At 57.6% G+C, this 20,219-nt stretch carries 17 protein-coding genes; 3 read left to right on the plus strand and 14 right to left on the minus strand.

What is annotated here, in order from left to right:
* Nucleotides 1-216 precede the first annotated feature (216 nt).
* On the plus strand, nucleotides 217-897 hold the full coding sequence (locus F3J38_RS26010; RefSeq protein ID WP_167144001.1) for an SOS response-associated peptidase family protein: 681 nt from the start codon (nucleotides 217-219) through the stop codon (nucleotides 895-897).
* 32 nt (nucleotides 898-929) lie between these two features.
* Here F3J38_RS26010 and F3J38_RS26015 read toward each other — a convergent pair whose 3' ends face one another.
* Entirely contained in the window at nucleotides 930-1,154 is a 225-nt protein-coding gene (locus F3J38_RS26015) for a hypothetical protein (RefSeq protein WP_167144004.1), read from the minus strand.
* Nucleotides 1,155-1,381: 227 nt separating this feature from the next.
* Nucleotides 1,382-1,744 carry a hypothetical protein gene (locus F3J38_RS26020; protein WP_167144007.1) on the minus strand — a complete coding sequence of 121 codons (363 nt, stop codon included), beginning with the start codon at nucleotides 1,742-1,744 and terminating at the stop codon, nucleotides 1,382-1,384.
* Nucleotides 1,745-1,979: 235 nt separating this feature from the next.
* On the opposite strand from F3J38_RS26020, the gene F3J38_RS26025 reads away from it, so the two are divergent.
* Together F3J38_RS26025 and F3J38_RS26030 are read left to right on the plus strand one after the other, a co-directional pair.
* Nucleotides 1,980-2,462 carry an RES family NAD+ phosphorylase gene (locus F3J38_RS26025; RefSeq protein WP_167144010.1) on the plus strand — a complete coding sequence of 161 codons (483 nt, stop codon included), beginning with the start codon at nucleotides 1,980-1,982 and terminating at the stop codon, nucleotides 2,460-2,462.
* Nucleotides 2,463-2,645: 183 nt separating this feature from the next.
* The gene (locus F3J38_RS26030) at nucleotides 2,646-3,683 is read left to right on the plus strand and encodes a S66 family peptidase (RefSeq protein WP_167144013.1); all 1,038 of its coding nucleotides are present in this window, start codon (nucleotides 2,646-2,648) and stop codon (nucleotides 3,681-3,683) included.
* A gap of 78 nt (nucleotides 3,684-3,761) precedes the next feature.
* Here the strand turns inward: F3J38_RS26030 and F3J38_RS26035 are convergent, their stop codons facing one another.
* From F3J38_RS26035 to traD, 12 genes are all read right to left on the minus strand, one after another.
* The gene (locus F3J38_RS26035) at nucleotides 3,762-4,028 is read right to left on the minus strand and encodes a hypothetical protein (protein WP_167144016.1); all 267 of its coding nucleotides are present in this window, start codon (nucleotides 4,026-4,028) and stop codon (nucleotides 3,762-3,764) included.
* Complete coding sequence (locus tag F3J38_RS26040) at nucleotides 4,003-4,533, minus strand: DUF2778 domain-containing protein (RefSeq protein ID WP_167144019.1); 531 nt, start codon at nucleotides 4,531-4,533, stop codon at nucleotides 4,003-4,005. The genes F3J38_RS26035 and F3J38_RS26040 overlap by 26 nt, the downstream gene beginning before the upstream one ends.
* A gap of 174 nt (nucleotides 4,534-4,707) precedes the next feature.
* The gene (locus tag F3J38_RS26045; protein ID WP_167144022.1) at nucleotides 4,708-6,006 is read right to left on the minus strand and encodes a DUF1173 family protein; all 1,299 of its coding nucleotides are present in this window, start codon (nucleotides 6,004-6,006) and stop codon (nucleotides 4,708-4,710) included.
* A gap of 24 nt (nucleotides 6,007-6,030) precedes the next feature.
* On the minus strand, nucleotides 6,031-6,288 hold the full coding sequence (locus F3J38_RS26050; RefSeq protein WP_167144024.1) for a hypothetical protein: 258 nt from the start codon (nucleotides 6,286-6,288) through the stop codon (nucleotides 6,031-6,033).
* Between the two features lie 28 nt (nucleotides 6,289-6,316).
* The gene (locus F3J38_RS26055; RefSeq protein WP_205298418.1) at nucleotides 6,317-6,844 is read right to left on the minus strand and encodes a phospholipase D family nuclease; all 528 of its coding nucleotides are present in this window, start codon (nucleotides 6,842-6,844) and stop codon (nucleotides 6,317-6,319) included.
* Between the two features lie 448 nt (nucleotides 6,845-7,292).
* A complete protein-coding gene (locus tag F3J38_RS26060) occupies nucleotides 7,293-7,526 on the minus strand; it encodes a KTSC domain-containing protein (RefSeq protein WP_167144025.1) in 234 nt (77 codons plus the stop codon).
* A gap of 203 nt (nucleotides 7,527-7,729) precedes the next feature.
* Nucleotides 7,730-8,332, minus strand: a complete 603-nt coding sequence (locus F3J38_RS26065; RefSeq protein ID WP_167144027.1) for a DUF2913 family protein — start codon at nucleotides 8,330-8,332, stop codon at nucleotides 7,730-7,732.
* Nucleotides 8,333-8,440: 108 nt separating this feature from the next.
* A complete protein-coding gene (locus F3J38_RS26070) occupies nucleotides 8,441-8,665 on the minus strand; it encodes a DUF2767 family protein (protein WP_167144029.1) in 225 nt (74 codons plus the stop codon).
* Nucleotides 8,666-9,492: 827 nt separating this feature from the next.
* Entirely contained in the window at nucleotides 9,493-10,434 is a 942-nt protein-coding gene (repA, locus tag F3J38_RS26075) for a plasmid replication initiator RepA (RefSeq protein WP_167144031.1), read from the minus strand.
* A 745-nt stretch (nucleotides 10,435-11,179) separates the two neighbouring features.
* On the minus strand, nucleotides 11,180-11,983 hold the full coding sequence (locus F3J38_RS26080) for a DsbA family protein (protein ID WP_167144033.1): 804 nt from the start codon (nucleotides 11,981-11,983) through the stop codon (nucleotides 11,180-11,182).
* 68 nt (nucleotides 11,984-12,051) lie between these two features.
* Nucleotides 12,052-17,670: a MobF family relaxase gene (gene mobF, locus F3J38_RS26085; protein WP_167144035.1), complete on the minus strand. Its 5,619-nt coding sequence runs from the start codon at nucleotides 17,668-17,670 to the stop codon at nucleotides 12,052-12,054.
* The gene (gene traD / locus F3J38_RS26090; RefSeq protein WP_167144037.1) at nucleotides 17,667-20,174 is read right to left on the minus strand and encodes a type IV conjugative transfer system coupling protein TraD; all 2,508 of its coding nucleotides are present in this window, start codon (nucleotides 20,172-20,174) and stop codon (nucleotides 17,667-17,669) included. The genes mobF and traD overlap by 4 nt, the downstream gene beginning before the upstream one ends.
* Nucleotides 20,175-20,219: the final 45 nt, after the last annotated feature.

Here is a 20,219-nt window from a genome sequence, read left to right on the forward strand (position 1 = left end):
TCCACTGTCGCCAGGGCTGGGCTGCCGGCCGTCTGAGCAGCGTCTGCCACTGCGAGGCGGCAGTCGGCCAGTCATGCGCCATCTCCGCTCTGACGGCGGGCTGACTCAGCTTCTGATAGTAATTCATCTGCAACTCCTGTCTGCACCTGCGCACCAAATTAAAGCGTCTGATATCAGTATATGTCGCTATCCTTACAGCAACAGCGGGAGGTCTCTATGTGTGGAAGATTTGCGCAGTACAGCAGCCGTAATGAGTATTTTGACGCCATCGGTTTGAAACCTGACGAAATCACGTTCGACCCTGAGCCCATCGGCCGGTTTAACGTTGCGCCGGGCACGCGCGTGCTGCTCCTCAACGAGCAGGACGACGTCCTGCGCCTCGACCCTGTTTTCTGGGGATATGGCCCGGAGTGGTGGGATAAACAGCCGCTGATTAACGCACGCGGGGAAACAGCGGCCAGCGGCCGCATGTTTAAACCTCTGTGGAACCACGGCCGCGCCATCGTTTCCGCTGACGCCTGGTTCGAATGGAAGAAGGAAGGAGATAAGAAGCAGCCGTTCTGCATATATCATAAAGATAAACAGCCCCTGTTTTTTGCGGCCATCGGCAGGCAGCCGTACGGGCAGGACCACGGCAAAGAGGGGTTTGTGATTGTGACGTCGGCCAGTAACAGGGGCATGGTTGATATTCACGACAGGCGCCCGCTGGTGATTGCTCCTGACGCCGTTCGCGAATGGCTGAGCGCCGATACTTCACCTGAGCGGGCGGAAGAAATCGCGCATGATGCCGCCCTGCCTGAAAAGGCGTTCACGTGGCACCCGGTCAGCAGAAAGGTGGGTAATATCCACCACCAGGGCAGAGAGCTGCTTGAGCCCGTTCAGGAAGGACAAGGCTAACGGGCGTGATTTAGTGGGGCTCCTCATCCCGCTTACACATCCGGTTCGCCGCGCAACTGCTCAATGGCAAAAATCAGAGAAGAGGGGCACTCTTCTCTTTGCTCGATTAAGCCGCCCAGCAGCCGCATCAGCTCGATGGCCAGCCGCTCACGGTTAATTTCTCCGCCCTCGCTGGCAAGCTTCAGGCAGCACATGCCGGCCGCAAAGCAGGCATCGTGGTAAATATCCTGGTCAGTTTCATCTTCACTAATTCTCATCAGAACTCCTGCTGAAGTCGTATCCGATAACGAATGCATGCTTACAGTGAAACAGATGTATCAGGGCGGCAGCCCGCTGCCTGAGAAGACTGAAACTCAGATTACCATCGACGCGGGCTGAATGTGTATAAATTTCGTACAGTTTAAGTTTACCGTAGTTCCGGGACGAAGTTCTGGCCATGCTTCGTCATCTGGTGCAGCGATATATGGAGCCGGATTTAATCAGGTCATTCTGTCGTATTAAACCGGGGCTCTCTGAGAACTTCGCTGACTTCATCCAGCAGCTGCCTCAGGGCAATTTTTCCGGGAAGTTTACCTATGGTTTTTCTGTTACATGACGTCCGGGCAGCCCTGTCGGCAAATGCCGTGAAGCGTTCATCCTGCCATACCTGACCAATCATCATCATATTAATGCCAATCTGGGCGCTGGCACTGGGGTCATACCCGTATCCCGGGCTGAATATACTTTCCAGCGCTGGCCGCACGTCATCGTTCATGTGGCTAAAGTCCTGCTCACGATACCAGTCCACGGACCGCTTAATCATAATGAGCAAAACATCCTTGAACTCTGCTTCTTCGTTGTCGGTCATACACCCTCAGAGGTAATGAAATGAGCGCCTCCTTCCCTCAGATTGGTGAGGCGGCAGCGTACTCCTGGCATTGAATTTTAGTGTTAATCGGTATAGCGTCGAGCCAACGGTTTTAGAGAAAAATTAGTCTGAAGCCACTAAAACATGTGTGTAAGGACGACAGGCCTGATATTCAGATGGTAAATATGACTAGGTGGCATGTATTCTCTAAATTTTTAAGAGAGGATGTGAATCAATGGTTCTTACTGATTTTCTTACAGAGATAGACGGGGTCTTCTACCGGGCTATAGACCCCACCTATCGTAAATTTGCGCTATCAGGCTCAAGGAATCCAGGCCGCTACTCAAGAGGTGATCAACCTACCCTTTACCTTAGCTCATCTCCTGAAGGGGTTGAAGCAGCCATGAAATTGCACAGTGACAAAAGAAGTGCCAATCTTGAGATAGTAAAAGTCAGGGTTGTTGCCAATAAAATTATTGACCTGAGGGATGCAAATGCAATTTTGGCTGCTGGGATTGATCTTAAAGATGCTACAGCTCCATGGCAGGAAATCGTGAATAATGGAAACATACCCGGTTCATGGAATGTGCGAAATCGTCTGGAAAGTCTTGAGGTCAATGGACTAATTGATCCATCTCGAAAAGCTCCTGGCCTTTGGCATTTGGTGCTTTTTTCATGGAACAAAAATCTCCAAACCAGAGTAAGTATTATTGAATGAGTAGTTAAAGTTAAAAGCGCATTAACTTAATAAGATAAATCACCTATTGGCGATGAAACCATATATTAAGTAATTTAAGGACTATAAAAAACCCAAAAAATGCCATTAAATGGATGCTGGAAAAGGTTGCAAGCCCCATTCTTTTATGGACTAAAGATTTACATTCGTAAAAAGGATTTATGCATGAATACACGCATCCCCCCCAATCTGGTTCCGGGAGATTTGATTGCAGTTACTGCCCCATCATCTGGCGTACCTGAACATCTACACCCCCGACTTGAACTCGCCATCAATAGTCTCAAAAAAAAGGGTTTCAGGGTTCTAGAAGGTGAATGCTTGCGTTCTCAGCATAAGAATGAAAGCGCATGCAAAACTTCACGTGCAAAGGAATTAATGACCGTTCTGACTGATCCAGAGGTAAAAGCAGTTATGCCCCCTTGGGGAGGAGATCGGGCTATCGAGTTACTTGAGTTAATGGATTTCAGACTGTTAGAAAAAACAGAGCCAAAATGGTTTGTCGGCTTTTCCGACCTGAGTACTATTCATTTTCCACTGGTTACACTCTCTGGATGGTCTACGTTGCATGGGCCGAATCTGATGGATCTTGGTGCAAAAGAGCTGGACCCCACAACAAAAGCTGTATGGGAATTTTTGGCAGCAGAAAAGGGAGATGTAATTGAGCAGTTTTCTTCGAAAGCACATCAGACTGAAGAAAATCAGTGGGGTTCAGCCAGCGATGCTGGATTCAATTTATCCCACGAAACTGAATGGAAGATCCTTGATGGCGTTACGTCTTCTGTATTTTTCAATGGATACCTTATTGGAGGATGCCTGGAAATCATTTCGAGATTAGCTGGCACACCATTTGGAAATATCAGGTTGTTTACTGAACAGCATATTGAAGAAGGCGTAATTCTGTATTTTGAGAACGTAGAAATGGCCCCCTGTGAAATGACTCGGGCGCTGATAAGCCTACGCTTACACGGTTGGTTCGAAAATTTGAAAGGTATTCTTATAGGCAGAAGCGCAGCCCCAGATGTTAGTGATAATACTAAACATAATTATCTGGATGCTCTTAAAGCTGCTCTCGGTGACCTCTTAATCCCAGTATTGTATGACGTTGATATTGGTCACATTCCACCACAGATTTCAATTGTTAACGGTGCTAAAGCTACAGTAACCTTTACCGAGGGTTCAGGATCTATCACTCAGCAACTGTAGTTATAGGGGTCTGAAGCCCATGAACTGCGCAGCCCCCGGGATCGCTCAGCGCAAAAGCGGGTTATTTACATTCATACTTCACTGCTGGCCTGACCGGCCTGGAACCTTTCTGCATAACCTAATCACAACAGTGTAAGCCACGACAGCACCAAACAGTGAAAGCAGCACGTCGGTAAAGAACCATAAATCGTCATAATTCTCCTGACTCGCATTACCATGTAACCATGCCGCAAAACTATTGGCTGTATCGAGGCTGATGAACTTGGACGCATCAATCAGCCAGGCGAAGAGACAGAAAAGAGCGATGAACAAAACTGTTTTAGCGACTCGTCGGGCAAGTTTCATCGTTACCGATACCTTTAACTTCAATATAACCACGGGCTTTCAGATTTCGCCTACATGGAACATTAATCAGCGAGGTGTTCAGCAGTCGGTTCCGAAGCGCTGCAAATTCCGAGTTTCGTGACAGTGTAATGCAGCCTTCAGATATAACCCCCGGATGGAGCCGGAAGTTTCCTCGCTGAACGCCTTTAACCCACGTCCAGTCGTCGATTTTTATATCGTCGAAGTAGAGAGCGAACCAGTCAGCATGGCCGAACTGTGCACCGTGGAATACTTTGTTATACAGATCTTTCGCAGCTGCCAGCCCCTGAGAAAACAACCCGCCCTGCTCACGATCAACAATCCAGTATTTACCAGTCGGGAGCGGGCCAACGGTAGGCACATTTGAACAACCCGCGCGATTACGATTGGGACCTGTGCCGGAGAATGCGGAAAATGTACCGATCCCGGGAAAAAAGAGTGGTGCGTAATCAGCTCCATTGAGAACAAAACTACCATTTAACGCCATGTTATCCCTCTCAAACACCATTGATAGCAAAGGAAATAATAGCAGCACTTTAAGCTGGATTTGAAGGTCAACCGTACGAAACGTACGGTAAGAGAAAAATTATCGTCTGAAAAATCGATTAGTGGACACCTCTGTCTGTTAAGTTCCACTAGACCTCAGACCTCTAATCATATTTCAGGGGAACGCCGGCATATCTGAGCTGTTTGCAGCGTGCCAGTACCACCATTTCCCCGGACCATATTCCGCATCATAATGAGCAGATTTTTCCTGCTGACGATGCAGGTATTCAGGCGTGTTCATACCGAAGACTTCCATCGGCAGGTCATCTACACCTGGCACGTCTTTGAGAACAAAGTCCGGTAAAACGTCCTCTTCACCATCGTAGCGCAGCGGTTTGATGAACGCGCGCTTTTCCTGCCACAGACGCGCCTCGACCATGCCCTCATAGCGGGAGTCCAGCGGAATATAGCGCGGGCTGACGGTCATCAGCGCCGCGTCGATGACCCTGCAGCTGCTGCGCGGGACGTTACGACCTTCTTTGCGGATAAAAGTGGTTTCCGGCGGCTCGGTTTCGCAGATAATCATCACCCGGGCACCCCGGCGCCAGTCGCTCAGCTCACGCGTAAAGCTCCTGCTGAGGCGGGCCCTGACGTCATCAGGAAGGTCCAGTGAGGGAAAGCCTGCAAACAGCCCCAGCGGAAGGGTGTACTGCAGCCGTTCATCGGCCGCATCGCTCCACGCGGCCAGCTGAGAAATGATAATGAGCCGCCGTGAATCTCCGGCAGCTTCCTTAGCAATCCGGCGGTTCTCTGCGGCCTGCTCCGAATCCTTCATGGCCATCAGCATCAGCGACTGTCTCAGCGGAATCCGGCCGATGCGGATGCGTCCGGCCGTTTCATTCAGGCGCCAGCTGACCCAGCCGGGATAGCGTTTTTTCCGGTCAAACGCGGGGTGCCAGACGTTGATGCCGGACTGCTCCCAAAGCAGATGCAGCAGCCCCAGCAGCCGCATTGAGGACTGCCGTCGCCGCTTACCGGGTCCGGTGCTGACCGGGATCGCTTCCGGTTTCCTTTCCTGCGCGTTTTTCTTTTGCAGGCCGGTGGGGAGGCGGACCACAAGCTGGCCATCCGCCGCGACTTTTACAACGTCGGGCGCATAGACAGCGGCCTGCCTTTCGTCCGGCCAGACGGAGTAAAAGCGGCAGTCAGGTGCGTGCTCGTGCCCGGAGAAGGCCCATGAGGCGAGCCAGCACTGGTCCGTTTTCTGTGACAGATGTACCTTAAGGCGCCGGCGCTGCGTGTCTTCCTCACCGGCCTGGCACAGGCAGCTCACTATCGTGGTGGCCTTATTATCGCGCGCGTGTTTCAGCCAGCGCTGCCACTGCTCCGGGTCAGCGGTACGGAACGCTGCATCGCACTCCCGGGTGCCCCGCAGCCCGGCGAACCGGACGGGGTATATTTTCTTTGCCGCCATAAGCTGAGCCTCCCCGCGCCGCAGTCATGCGATTGTCTTTTCACCCCGGTTGATCCGGAAGAGGACAGCGGTCAGCAGCACCAGTCCCGCACACAGGGAGAGAGCCAGCACGTCAGGCTGAATGAATCCGGCAAGGCCGCGGTAAGCAATTGTAGCCAGCGGGCCCGCGATGATCTGAAGAATAACCGTCCTGCTTCCACCGCTGTAGGCAGCCAGAAGAAAAGGGCCAAGACCGGAGACAATACCTGCCGTCAGTAATAACGCTGTTTCATACGTTGCCATATTATTTTCCCTTGCCTGCTGGTTAATTTTATTCAGTCCGCGGACAGGACACCGGCACGGATTCATTCCAGAGCCGGTTAAATTCTGCCTGATACTGACGGGCGATACCGGGTTCATCCTGAATGACCAGCGCGTTCTCCGCATTTCTTTTTTCGGCAGAAGATGTGTAATTAAATGAGCCGGTTTCCACCGCGCTGCCGTCGGTCACCATGAACTTATTATGCATGATGCTGTACATGCCATTAAGGCGGACGTCCACGCCAGCGCACGCGAGCTGGCCCACCAGAGACCAGCGGTCACGACTTTTCTTTTCATCGGCGACCAGCCTGACCTTCACACCCCGCGCGACGGCGTCTGACAGCGCCTGCGCCACCGGACGGCTGGTAAAGTCATAGGCCGCCACGTCGTCGGCGCTCTGCCGCGCGCGGCCGGTCAGCTGCAGTATCAGATCCAGCGCCGTCCCTCCGGGGGAAAAGCCGGCCGTGACGGAGGCTCCTGCACCATGAATAACCGGAAGAGTCAGCAGTGACGCAATTATTAATGCGTATTTTTTCAATATCAGCCACCGGATTTGAACAGGGGTTAATTATTCTGTCATTTACGGGTAATTTATATATAACATTCTTTGTTATTTCCCTGTAAATATCAACAAATCACTGAAGAATCCCCTCAATATGACGATAACAGTAAAGTATCAGGGAGAAGGGAATATGAATACGTTTCACGAATTAAATATCATGACGTCACGTGGCGACATTCGCGGCGCATTTTCGCTCATCCGCAGATGGAATGAAAACGTGGCCCGTAAAATCATGAAAAAAGCGGGTTACACCGTGACACAACATGCAGGGCGCGCGTTCTGGACCTGGGTGCAGGAGACCCTTTCAAGGGCCGCGGGACAGCGCCGCAGCGGGTACCAGGCACGCGCTGAACGCCGGGCCCCGGTGCAACGCTGGCGGCAGCAGGCCGCTGAAGATTATGATGCGTATGCGCAGATGATGGCGTCAGACGCCGCGCCGCAGGCTCAGGCCACCCCGCAGGGAAATATAGCGCCCCTCAATGCTGCTCCTGAAAAATGCGTCAGCGTCCGCGGCCGTGCAGAACGCCTGATACACCTTTGCCGGCACCGCGAGCCAGCGCCGGCACGCGCCGTTCCGGTACTCCAGCTCCAGCACGCCGCTGGTCGGATCGTAGCCCGCGCTGCGGAACAGCTGAGACGTGACTTCATGCCTGTTCATGCTGTGATTCCTGTCCTGGCCACCGCCCACGTGGCCGCTGTCCAAAAAAGTGGGGTGCCGCCGGGCGGCTCCCCGTCCAGGGAATGAAAACAAACGTTTTATTATTCTGCTTACGAGGAAGTTATCGGCCGCCCGCCCTGAAACCTGAGCCCGGCGATGGTTCACTGTAGACTGTAACGTCCGTGACCATTGCGCTTCCGGTCTCACGCTGCCCGGAACCCGTCTGCGAGCAGATGGTGCAGATTTTCATCAGCCGCTCCGGCCGCTTCCCGGCGCCAGCCCGATCGCTGCAGCAGCTTATCGAGCCCTGACAGCTCGCCGGTAATGCGCGCGGGCAGGGGGATGCGCTGGCGGCCGTGCTCGTCAAAGCCGGCGTCGAGGGCGTGTCGGTTCAGGTAGATACCCGATACCGACGGGCTCAGGCGCAGCTGCCGGCGGCCGCGCCATTCGCTCTCTGCCAGCACCATGTAAATCCACCCGGTCAGTTTCACCGCGTGCAGGGCGTGCTGCAGCCGGAACAGGTCGTTCTGCCCCTGCAGGTTGCCGCTGCCGGCGCGCCACAGGTAGTCGAGCTTGCCGGGCAGGTCGGCGCTGAGTCCTTTTTCCCGCCCCTCTTTCAGCAGCCAGCTAATGTCGCCGGCAAGCTCCCGTGGGAAACGGCGCTGCTTTTCAGCGCCAGCCAGCCAGCGGGTCAGAAACAGGTTGTCCTGCGCGGGGGAGGCGACTGTCCCGTCGCGGCGGGCAGTGTGTAGCGCAATCAGCCCGCACCACGCCAGGTGACTGACGTTCAGATTATCGTTATCCATAAGAGACATCCTTCATGCAAAACCACAGTAATCAGTGGCACTTGAATCCGTCATTTTATGACATCATTTGCCCTCAGAGAACTTTACCCTCGCTGTCGCGGTGAGACTCTACTTATCCCGATCCGGTAGTATTTCGAGCATGGCAATCACATTCTGCATGGCCAGCATGATGCGGGGCGACCATTTTCCCGTTATGGCCAGCTCCTCGCGAAAGTAACCGGCAATACGCAGCCGGGTAGTTTCAAGTACACAGTCGGCCAGCGCGAGCACGATTGCTCCTGTCATCCGGTAAACCTCTTCCAAATCCTGATGCTGCTGTTCAGTTTTCTGCATAGCACATAACTCCCAGACGTAGCCGGACGGGCGAGCAGTGCGCAGCCTGTCCTGTGAATGCCGCATGAGCGGCATGGAGGCGCCAGAAACCGTTGAGGACGGCGCTGATGCCATCGGGCGCCGTAAGCCCGGCAGAGCCGGTTACAGGGTCGATGGTGGCAAAAGCCCAAACCCCTCCCTGACAGACGCCGTTTAAGCAGCGGCCTGTCAGCAGCTTATCCATCAGATGGTCGCAGACGAAAGAAAGAAACTGCGGGCCTCAGGCTTAACAGCAACACAAAACTGGTAGTTACAGCATCCATTTATCAGCCACTGCAGTTCCGGCCCTGCGGGCCGGGCGGCCGGGGCTGGTCAGTGGGGGCAACCGGGCTTCAGGTACGGCGCGGGTCCGGGCTGAGAGGGGCACAATGGCGCAGAATCTGCTGACCACAGTGAATGCTTTGTCTGTTGTAACTAACTTCACCGTCCGGGGCCCGCGTCAGCGGGAGCTACCTTAAATATCTGAGCGGCGCGGACGTTTAAGGCCGCTGCAAGCGAAGGCCTTATTTATTCACGCAGAGTGTCGGCATGAAAACCCCTTTATCTTTTATGAAGATCTCTTCTGACGTAAGTCAGGAATATCTTGCAGGTAGTGAAGACAGTCATTGCGGGTATTCAGCGATGATTAATTGCGGGTAAATGTGAATAAAAAAAAGCAGGCCTGAAGCGGTCAGTTTTTCTGCTTTTTGCGGGGGATAATACTGAAGGGAACGTGCAGAAAATGGCGGAACGTCGCACGAAACAAACGACTTTACCGCCAGTCAAGGCGGTTAAAAGAAGAGGGAAAGCTAGTGCACTATGTCGGGTATTTCGGGCGTTTCCGGCTCATAGTCGAGTCCTAAATCCATCTGCCTGAGACGGAGCCAGACCTGTCGATCAAATTCCTCCGGGGGCAGATGCATCCACTGGTGTGCCGGTTGCATGCGCAGCAGCTTGGCCATGGCGTTCCGACGGTCATCAATTGACAGCTTACTCAGCCGCGTCCGGCGCTTTTTGCTGGCGGCTTTTTCACGGCGGCTTACCAGAGTGGCCATGCGCATATTCTCGTACCAGCGCCGGCGCGCGGCGCGGACGGAGTCATACGTACCGGGTTCGATAATACCGTCGGCCTGAGCGGCCAGCCGGTCGTTACGCTCTGACAGGAACTTATCCATGTCGATGCCGCAAAGCTGCCAGAAGCGGTCTGTAAGAACGATGTGGCGCGGCATGCAGTACCCTGTGGCCGGGTCCATTTCCAGATCCGGGCGCTCAATCAGGCCAAAGCGCTCCCATTCCTCAAAGAGGCGGGACAGGCGGGAAGGCTCAACGCGGGTCTCCGGAATGACGTCACCCTTTTCATCTTTTGGGCTCAGTTCGTCGGCAAGCTTACTGCCGTTAAAGGTCACGACGCCGGTGGCCAGATCGGCGCGCTGGATAACCAGCGGCCATATGGCATCATAAAGCGCCTGTTTTTCCGGCCGGAAATCACGTTTGCGTCCCGCTGCTTCGCGCAGCTGCACAAAATACGGGTGACGGGACATGCGCTGGCGCAGCGCCATTTTTCCTGTGCGCCTGTCCTTCACGACGAGCCGGCTCATGGCATGCCCCATCTGTCCGGGCAGACGCCGGAAATTAGCGGGTGCAAACCATTCAGGGTTTGAACACTTACAGGCAACGGAATGATCGCCGCGATGGCGTCCGTCGGATTTGAGGTTCGGGCCGTTTAACCCGATTAAAATCTGGTCATTCACCCTGTCCCGAACTTATGGCGGACAGGGGTTGTCTTATGAACTGCATGCGTTATAATCCTTCACAGGCCAGAGCCTGCTTTTGGACCCCCTGATTTCTGACTCTTCCGCCAAGTTGAATCCAGATTTCGGGGGGTTTTTGCATTCAGAGCCCGGTAAACCCCGCGCTCCGTACCCTGGACGTTTTTACGGATACGTCCCATCCGGTTGATTCTTCCCCGCGCCGCGCATGTCCGGCCACAGGTTTTCGCACGTCCTCATCGTCGACCACCACAGTACTCAGATAAGGATCAAAATAAGATCGCCGCCCGGCGAATTCTGAAAAGAATACCCATCTCAACCGGTTAAATCCAGCACAGATTGCACATAGCACGAATCGTATGGATAAAAAAAGTTCACCGATGAAATTTCCCGTGACCTTCATCACATTTCAGGTCTCACCTGGCCTCTGTCCGGCGTCTGGCGGGACGCCGAAAAAATAACGGAAGCGTGGCGGAGGGGCACCTGGGTCATTGCAGAAGGGTCGATCGCAGAGGATCGCGTTATACGACGGCGGTCAGGGCGATCAGGCTGAGGCGTACCGCAGCAGCGCGAGGAACGAACAGCCTGAGCGGCATGGGCGTCATGAAGTAAAGGTTCTGGCGGAACGGCCGATACTTCTCATACGGCCGGCGACTCCACTCGCCGGACCGCATTGACGAATCCATTTTCCCGGCCCCGTGCCGGGATTTTTTTGCTTAAGAAAGGGTTACTGAGCGTTGCCGGATGCACGTGTAATCGCCTGCTGCAGCACCTGTTCACTGACCACGCCCGGGATGACGGTGGTGTTGTCTGCCGTGGCATTTTCCGCGGGCATCACGATAATGCCAGGCGTGCCCGTCAGCCCCAGCATCTCCGCCAGCGCGTCGTTGTTTTCGATCAGGCGATCGGAGGCAGCACTGTCATCACCGGAAGCGGCACCAGCGCCGGCGGCCGCAGCCACTTTCTCTATATCTTCCGCCGTCAGTTTGCCCTCGTTGTGGCCGGTACGGTAAATCCCGTTGTGGTAGTCCATATAGGCATCTGCGCCCTGCTTCCTGTAAATACCCAGCCCGCGGTGCGAGGCCTGCGTTGATTCCGGATAGCGGGCGGCAAAAATGGTCCAGTCGCGGAAGGCGAAGCGCACGCCAGGGTTAGCGGCCATCACTTTTTCCATCACCGGCGCCATCATGCTGCAGGCAATGCATTCATAGTCAAAGAACTCAGTCACAATGACCTTCGAATCCCCCGGCCCTTTAACCGGTACGCCACCGAGCTGCATCAGCAGACGGTGCGCCTTCAGCGCGGACTGCACGTAAGCCTGCTGCTGCTGCGCCTGCTGGCGCGCCTGCAGCTTTTTGCTCACGTCGATCAGCACGTCGGGATGCGCCACCAGGTAGTCGGCGGCAATTACACCGATGCGGGCCTGCTGTGCAGAGGTAAAGTCTGCGGCGTCCGCCGCATCAGATGCTGCTGAGGGCAAAGCGGCGCTCATGGCCAGCGCAAGGGCGGCCATCTTCAGGGTATGTTTCATGATTAATCTCGTATGCCTGCGCGGTGCAGGTTGAAAGTGAGGCGGTCGCACAGAGCGTGCCGCTGTAATTAACGTTCTTTCTGGATATGGCGGGAGGGTTCCTGCGTCAGTTCAGGAGACAGGCGCTCCTGGCCTTCATGCTGCAGCGGCGTATTCAGGCCGGCGGCAATCGCCTTTTCCGACGGGATGCCCTTCGACAGCTCTGCCGCCAGAACGGCTTCTCCTCTGTCCCCTGCCACACTCTCTTTCGGTTTTTCTTCCGGTATCCGGACAGGTTCAGCAGAAGGCAGGATATCGCTGTCCTTTAAGCGAACGGCCAGCTTTTCTTCGTCCTCCGGAATCTTACCGTTCACTACTGGCATTTCCTCTGCCACTGCTTTTTCCCGTTCAGCGGTGTGGCTGAGCATGCCTGCCAGTTTTTCCTCGGCGCCCCGCTCAGTCCCGTTGTGCCTGACATCACTCTGGATCTCCGGCAGCACGGGCGCATCAGGCAGACGGCTGCTCACCCTGACGAGATCCATAACGGCTGAGTCAGGCAGGTCGGCAGGGAGAACGGGCGCAGCGGGCAACTGCGGTATTGGTGGCGTCGATTGAGACCTGAAAACCGCGTCCCTGACCACTGTTTCCGCGACGATTTCAGCGCCTCCAGAAACCTTCATGAGCTGAGAAGAGGGCGATACATCACCGGTCCTGAGCAGAACGCCTGACTCCGGATGCGTGCGGGCCACGCCAAGAGCCTTGTCCAGCGAGTCCACCACGAACGTTTCTCCGTTCCGGCTTTTCTGCACAAGTGCCGCCTGCGCGCCGGCGGTGACAATCCGCCGTTCATCTCCGGTTTCGAATTCGCCCTGTCCGGGGCGCAGCGGCACCATCGTCAAACCCGCCACTTTTCCGTTTCCGTCATAAACCCGCAGCGCAAGATGGGCCTCCGGAAACTTCTGCGTGGGCGGCATAATACGCGCCGTCACGGCACTGCCGCTGAGCCCCGCCGACCGGAGAAAGGCGCGGCCAATCGCCGTTTTCGACGCGGCCTGCCCCATGGACCAGATGCGCCCGGCCTGTTCGCGCTCAGGCTCGGGCACCAGCGCGTCGTGTGCCGTGGCCGGTCCGTCGTTTCCGGCCCCGAGGGTGGCCGTCCAGCGCTTTCGGTTATCGGTGACAATCTGCACGTGGTCCTTCGCACGCGAGACGTTAATGTAGAAAGCCCGCGCGCCGCTCATCCGTTCACGTGCGCCCTCTACCCCCTCCAGCGCCAGCGAATAGCGGGCGCTTGCACCCTGCGCCCCGTATCCGGTCACGGCCCAGCTGTAGTCAACATGACGGTCTGCTGTCGTTCTGGCGGGATCAATCACCTTAATCCCGCTGCTGTTCCGCAGCACAATTTCACCTCCGGGCCGCAGTTCTTCCACGCGGTACAGCTCGTGTGCGGCGTGGCCGGCCTGCTTCTGCGTTTTACTGAGGCGCACGCTGTCGCCCGTACGCAGCTCAATCTTACGCTCTTCAAAGACCTCGATTTCCGTGGCGTTGAGCTCCGCGGGTGACCAGAAGTGCGTGCGGCCCGCCTCATCCTTGAGGGTTACGTTGCCGTGAGTGCGGTCAACGGCGATAACGTCCAGGTAGCGCTGATTAACCAGTGCTACCTGGCCCGCTTTCCAGTCTCTCACGCGGTTAAAATCGTGCCGCCCGCCGGTGATGCGGTCCAGAATGGTGACCGTCCGCGATTCCTGCCCCAGCTCATTGTTCTGCACCATCGCATTATGGATACCCTTGTTGATGGCTCTGCGGTCCGCATGCAGCTGCACCAGGATCATGGTCTCCCCGCGCGCCTCATCGGTGCGGCTCATAAAATCAGTCACTATCGTGGACACCGGGTCTGCTGTCTGGATGATGGATCCGGAGAGCGCAGCCGCCCCCTGCCGGCGCGGCACCACGTCCGGTGAAACCTTTTCAATGTCCCTCAGCGCGGCGGTGAAATCATTGCTGATGATGCTGTAAACCGCCGACTTCAGGTCCGCATCGCGCTGGCGCACGATTTCCTTCATCACCGCCACGTCAATCGGGCTTCGCTCCTGTATCAGCTGGAACGGCGCCCCGCTTTCCGGTGACTTCAGCTGCGCCACGTCGCCCACCGCCACGGCACGGCCGTTGCCGGCCGCAATCGCGAGGTACGCGGCCGCGGTGTCCTGGTTGCCAATCATGGAAGACTCATCGATGAGAAACAGCATGTTGTCATAGCGGACGTCCTCGCCGGCGGCGCTGCGCATCTGCCAGTCCATGACAAACGACTTGAGCGTCTGCGCATCAATGCCCGTGGACGCCATTTCTTTGACCGAGCGGTGTGTCGGGCCCAGCCCCACGATGACCGGACGAACGTCCGCAGGCAGGGTATCCACGGCCGCCTTAACGGCATCGAACTGGGTGGTTTTACCGACCCCCGCATACCCCTGTACGCCGGTAAACCGGTCCGGACTTTTCAGGATGAGCGTGGTGGCTTCTTTCTGGCCCTGCGTCAGGCGCGACAGGATGGCAGGATCGACCTGCGCCAGCAGCGGTGACTGCGTGTTTTTGCCCCGCTCAATTTCACCGATAATGGCTTTTTCCATCTCCCACGTGGCGCGCGCCACGTAGTGGGGCTCGGACCCGACCTGCACCCGGATGAGGTCGCCGGCTTTCACCTGACGGGCAATTTCGTTTTCAATCAGCGTCAGGTCGCCGGTGAACGACAGGGCCTCGTCAAACAGTTTTGTCCCGGAGAAAGCGACCTCCCGCATCTGCGCGACGCCCCGCGTGACGGCTTTCTGCGCATCAGAGAGCAGCTGCGTATTAAGCGTGTCAATGGCCTCACTGGCATCGTCCTTCCCGCTGGCCTGACGGACCAGCGACAGCGGGGAGCGCGTGGTGCGCAGGCGTCCCAGCTTCTCTTCGGCCCGGCTCAGGGCTTCGCCGGTGAATATTTCAGCCTCATGGCCGGACTGCGCCAGCGCGTTAATCATGTTGACCGACAGGTCCTGAGCCCCGAGGCTGGCCAGCACAATCCCCTGTTCGTTATCCCGGGTGCCGGGGGCGCTGACGTAGCCGTAACTGACGTAGAGCGGGTTTTCCGGGCTAATCCGCAGCGGCTTTTTCTGCCCCTCACGCTGCACGACCAGCGCCCCGCTCTCAACGGACGTGACGGTGAGCCGGTCGCGCGCCTTCAGCCCGGCGTTTTTGTCGGCGGCGAGCGCAAACAGCCGCTCGCCCGCGGCCACCTCCAGCTGAGTCTGCGTAAACAGGCGCCAGTCGCCAGACAGCGCGCTGAGCTTTACGCGGGATAGCACGCCATCCCCGTCAATCAGGGAAAGCATGCGGGTTTCTTCATGTACCCGGTCGATAACGTAATGCCGCGTCTGGTTTTTTTCCGTCCTGTCCTCGAGCACCATACCCGCGCGGTAGGTGGCAGGAAGCCGGCGCTCTTTCGCCGTCATATATACCGGCGTGCGCGCGCTGATGCTAACCGACTCGTTGCCCAGCCTGCCGGCGTCCAGAAGCGCATGACGGATAACGCCCGTGAGCTGTGCCTGCTCACGGGGGCCCGTCACAACGGCCGTCACGGCCGTTTCATCAGGATTGATTGCGGCAAAACGCTCTGCCATCGCCTGATAGCGATCGCGCTTGTCCTGAATGCTGGTGACGCGGACTTCAATGCCATCAGCCGGCGCCTTCAGGCTCTGTCGCTTAACGCCCGCAGCGGACAGGACGGAAAGTGCGTTGGCGTTTGACTGGCGGCCGGCGCTGTCCAGAAACAGCAGCTGCGCGTTCTTTTCCCGCGCCTCACCGGTCAGCACCAGCGTTTCCTTCAGGCTGAGCTTTTCTGCGCTCTCCACGATGAGCGTACTCTGAGGCGCAAGGCTGAAGGTGCCGTCCAGCATACGGCTGCGGAGGAGCAGCCTGTCTTCCAGCAGCGGCGATTTGGCGAAGCTGAGCGCACGTTCGGCTGAGCTGGTCAGCACCCTGACCTCACGGCCTTCGCTTTGTGACATTGTCACCAGCTCCTCCGTTACCTCGCGCAGCCGTCCCACGGAGGCCGGCGCGTTAATAATCGCAGCGGGTTCCCGGGCGACGGACCTGAGATGCACGGGCGTCTCCTTACCTGCCAGTCTGAAACTCACCACTTTGTTCTCATTCAGGATGTCGGTAGCAAGCGACTGCACCGACAGCTCATCCAGCAGATGGATGTGCGAGGTAAACACGCCCTTGTCACCGTCAAGCGGAACCAGCAGACTCTCCCGGATGGCCTGGTCAAGAGCGGTTCGCAGGGCCGGGATGTCGTTCTGCTGTTCGCCGGCATTGTGGGCCGTCAGCAGGAGGTCACCGTAGGTAAACCGGGTTTTGCTGTCGCTCAGGACTGAAATCGCGGTGCGTACCGCCTCCATAGCCTGCACCGGCGCGTCCTGCGGTTCCCCCGCTGGCGGCAGTAAGGCTTCGCGTTCGCCGGCATCAGTTATCACGCGCTGAATGTCGAAGCCCACGTCGTCCATCTGCCGCTGCCAGCGTTCGCGCAGCCTCGCCCGGCCGTCGGCGGTTTCGGGCTTCGCGATCGCCACATCTGTATTCTGTACAGACGGCGGAGAGAGGCCTTCCCCGCCTGTTGCCAGCGCGTTCTCCGCGACAGAGGCGGGTAACTGCTGATCCATTTCCGCTAAAGCCGGTGCTGAAGACGGTTCTGGCTGCGCGACCGGCACACTCTTATCTGGAGAGGGCTGAGATGCCCCCCTCTCGCCGGATATTGCTGAAGATTTTTCAGCATCGGCGGCCGGTCGCGCTGTCTCCCCTGCCGGGTAGGGTGAAGACTGCGGGCGGCCCGGCGCAATATCCTCCCCGCCGTAGCGGCTGATATCCTGCTTGCGCTGGCGGGTATCGAGCGCGGCCACGTCGCGGCTTTTGAGCGAGGCGTCTTCACCGGCGCCCGCCACAATCTCACGATGCCGTGACGAAAACTCCTCAATAACCTCACGTGAAAAACCTTTTACTTCCCACAAATCATGGCGTCCGCCGGTCAGCTCCGTTTCGTAACCCAGGCTCTCCGTTTTCCCCTTCATCAGGTTGCGGTAAATTTTTCCGAAAGTGACCTGATTCCGGTAGACCGTTTCAATGAATCCCGCGCCGTGAATAGCATCGGTAGCCAGCGCCTTCCACTTGCCGTCCAGCTCCGTGACGTTGGCCATGACGACGTGGGTATGCACGTCTGGATCGAGATTCCGAGACGTATCATGCGTGAACAGCGCTGCCACCATTTTGCCGGTTGTCGCTATGCGGGTGACACCCTCCTTTGTATCCCGCGCGCTGACCGTCTGCTCCATAATGGCCATGGTTTCACGGACGGACTGAAGGTGGGCATCAAGCAGACGTTTGTCCCCGCCGGCAAGGATAAGCATCGAGATGCTTTTGGGCGCCGAAAAGGTAAAGTCGTGGCCCGGGCGGTGCACGTGCGCGCCCTGCACCTCTTTACCGAGCGTCACGCCGTTCGGCAGGCTGCCGTGCAGAATGCCCGTGAACGTATCAAGGTCAACCGGCCCCTCAAGGCCCAGCTCCCGTGCGCCCTCGCCCAGCCACTGCGTGGGCATGTCATCCAGGAAGTAATAGTTATCTTTGCTGCTGTAATAGCCGGCAGCGTCGGCGGCAGAGGCCACCGGAGCAACGGTCATCATCGTTCATACCCTCCCGGGTCAAGGCTGTCACTCATCTCCTGGTACGCCTCGTAGTCGTCGCGGTGTCGCAGGATGTTCTTTTCGTCGTCGGCCATGCGCGCGTTGGCATCGCCGCGCTGAGCGGTGCGCTCGTCGTCGCGCTGCTGTTCGGTTTTCCACGGGCTGATGTGCCGCACGGTAAGGCGACCGCCGTCATCTTTCTCCATCTGCATATGCAACTCGGGGGCTTCACCACCGGGAGCGTCGCTATCCGTTTCCGCGCTGTCGCCGGTAGTGTTCTTGAGCCGTCTGATCCGCTCCAGAGGAGAGAGAGGTAAATCCGGGACCTGTCGCGCAGGGGAAGGGGGGCGGACTGCAGTGTCTGAGACAGACTTGCTGGCCGTCGGCCGCTCAGAGGCAACCTTATCCACCGCCACCGGTGCAGGCACCGCGCGCAGCGGGAACGGACGCACGTTGGAAGCAGGCACCGGGTCGCTGACCCTCTCTGACGCGGATGTCACTGCAGCAGCAGGCGGCACAGCCACCACAGGCCGCGCCCTTCTGGCCGCCGGCTCAGGTGGCGTCGCAGGGGCGACAGATGCAGCCGGCGCGGCTGCGGGTGAGGTAACCGCAGGTTTTACCGGTGCGGCTACAGGGTTGCGGTCATCCTCCTCCATCAGCTCCTCTCCGGTCGGGAACGTAATGTCCGCCGTCCGGGCGCTGCGCTCGTTGCTCTCAATGATGCGCTCGAGCTCCGGGCTCAGCCGGTCGCGGAAGTCGCGCTCCATCAGCGCGGGGTGGTACTTCTTCTGTTTGCGGTACTTCAGGCTCAGCTTCACCACCGGGTATTCGCCCGGCAGGCGCACGTAAAAGCGCAGGTTGGGCATCTTCATAATCTGGTCGTAGTCCACGATGGGCTCGTTGACCTTGTCCTTACTGATGGAGATACCGTCGCGCACCTGGTCAAGGCCGTAGCTGTTCTGCTCGCGCGCCTCGCGCCGGCGCTGATGTCCCAGCTCCTCTTCCACCATTTTGGCCACCTCTGCGCTCGGCGAGCGACCGTAGGCACGGGTGTTCAGCAGGTCAAAGATGGCCTTGGCCATTTCGCGGCCGTAGATGTGGATAAGCTGCGGCATGTTCTGAATGCCCAGCACGAAGCAGCCGCCGAACTTGCGCGCTTCGGCCAGCGTTTCACTGAACTCCGGTATCTTCTGCAGGCTGGCAATTTCATCGCCGATGAACCACACGCGGCGTTCGCTGTTTTCGCCCATGCTCTGCAGCAGCAGCGTGGCCAGCGACAGCCACATCGATATCAGGGGGCGCACCGCCTTGCGGTGGCGGGCCGTGGTGGAGATAAACAGCCAGCTGCTGTCGTACTGCGCATCGGTCATCCACTCGCGGATGCTGAACTCCGGCTTGCCTTCCTTATCCAGCCCCTGCAGGTAGCGCAGCGACTTGGCGTAGTTGGTCAGCACCGAGCGGATGGAGATGGCGGTTTTCTCGATTTTCTCCTCAACCAGGTTGGCCGACGGGGTGTTTTTCAGAAACTCGCGCAGGCTTTTCAGGTCGATGGAGAGGCAGGTCTTCAGAAACGTCTCGATGCTGCGGTCGGGTCGTGAGGCAAACTGCATGGCCGTGTCGCTGAAGATGGTTCGCGATGAGGACACCCAGAACGGGTCGGAGTCGCCCTCGACCGGCATCAGCGCCGCCGTCATGTTCTCGTAGTCCACCACGTCCTGCGCCTCGCGCCACAGCACCCAGTTTTCACAGCGCTTGTCGTGCGCGTTCAGAATTTTGTCCACGCGCTCGTCGTAGTGCGTCTCTATAAAGGTCCCGCCGGAGTCGTACACAATCGCGCGGTCGCCGCGCCGGCGGATGTAGTCCAGCAGCCAGCGGATGAGCGTGGACTTGCCCACGCCGATGGTGCCGTGGATCAGAAAGTTCATGACCTCGGCGTTCTTCACCATGTTCAGGCCGCCTATCTGCAGGTCGGACTTCTCGCCGGCCTTTTTCAGCAGCCGGTTGACCTCCTTCGGCTTATCGGTGAGCGTCATGCCGGAGATAAACTCGTCCTCGCTTTCCTTTTTACCGATGCGACCCACGTACCAGGCAATGAGGCACCAGAGCAGGCTGGCGGTGATGCCGCACGCGGTCGCGATAAAGCGCAGGTTCGCCATGAACTGGCAGCCCATCTCCTGCATCCACGGGTTGGCCAGCAGCTGCGCCGGCGTGAGTTTAATGCTGCACAGCCGCGCGCCCGCTTCGCAGTGCCAGAGGATGTCCCACGTGGCTTCTGCCGCACGCGGGGACAGGCCCAGCAGCGAATGCGTGGGCCACGCCGCCCAGTACCAGAAACCGTTACGCAGCACGTCATCGGGCGTGGACAGCCAGAACAGCGCGCCGGTGGCCACCACAAACAGCAGCAGCATCCAGTGGAATATCCAGTTGCTGACCTGGACAAACATGCGCAGGCGGTAGGCCGTCATCTGGCCGCCCTGCGTCAGGTATTTAGGGGTGAAACTCATGGGAAACTCCGGAAAGCGCGCAGGCGCAGCCCGCCCGGGGAAAAC

Source organism: Candidatus Pantoea formicae (assembly GCF_011752625.1).
Taxonomy (GTDB): Bacteria; Pseudomonadota; Gammaproteobacteria; order Enterobacterales; family Enterobacteriaceae; genus Pantoea; species Pantoea formicae.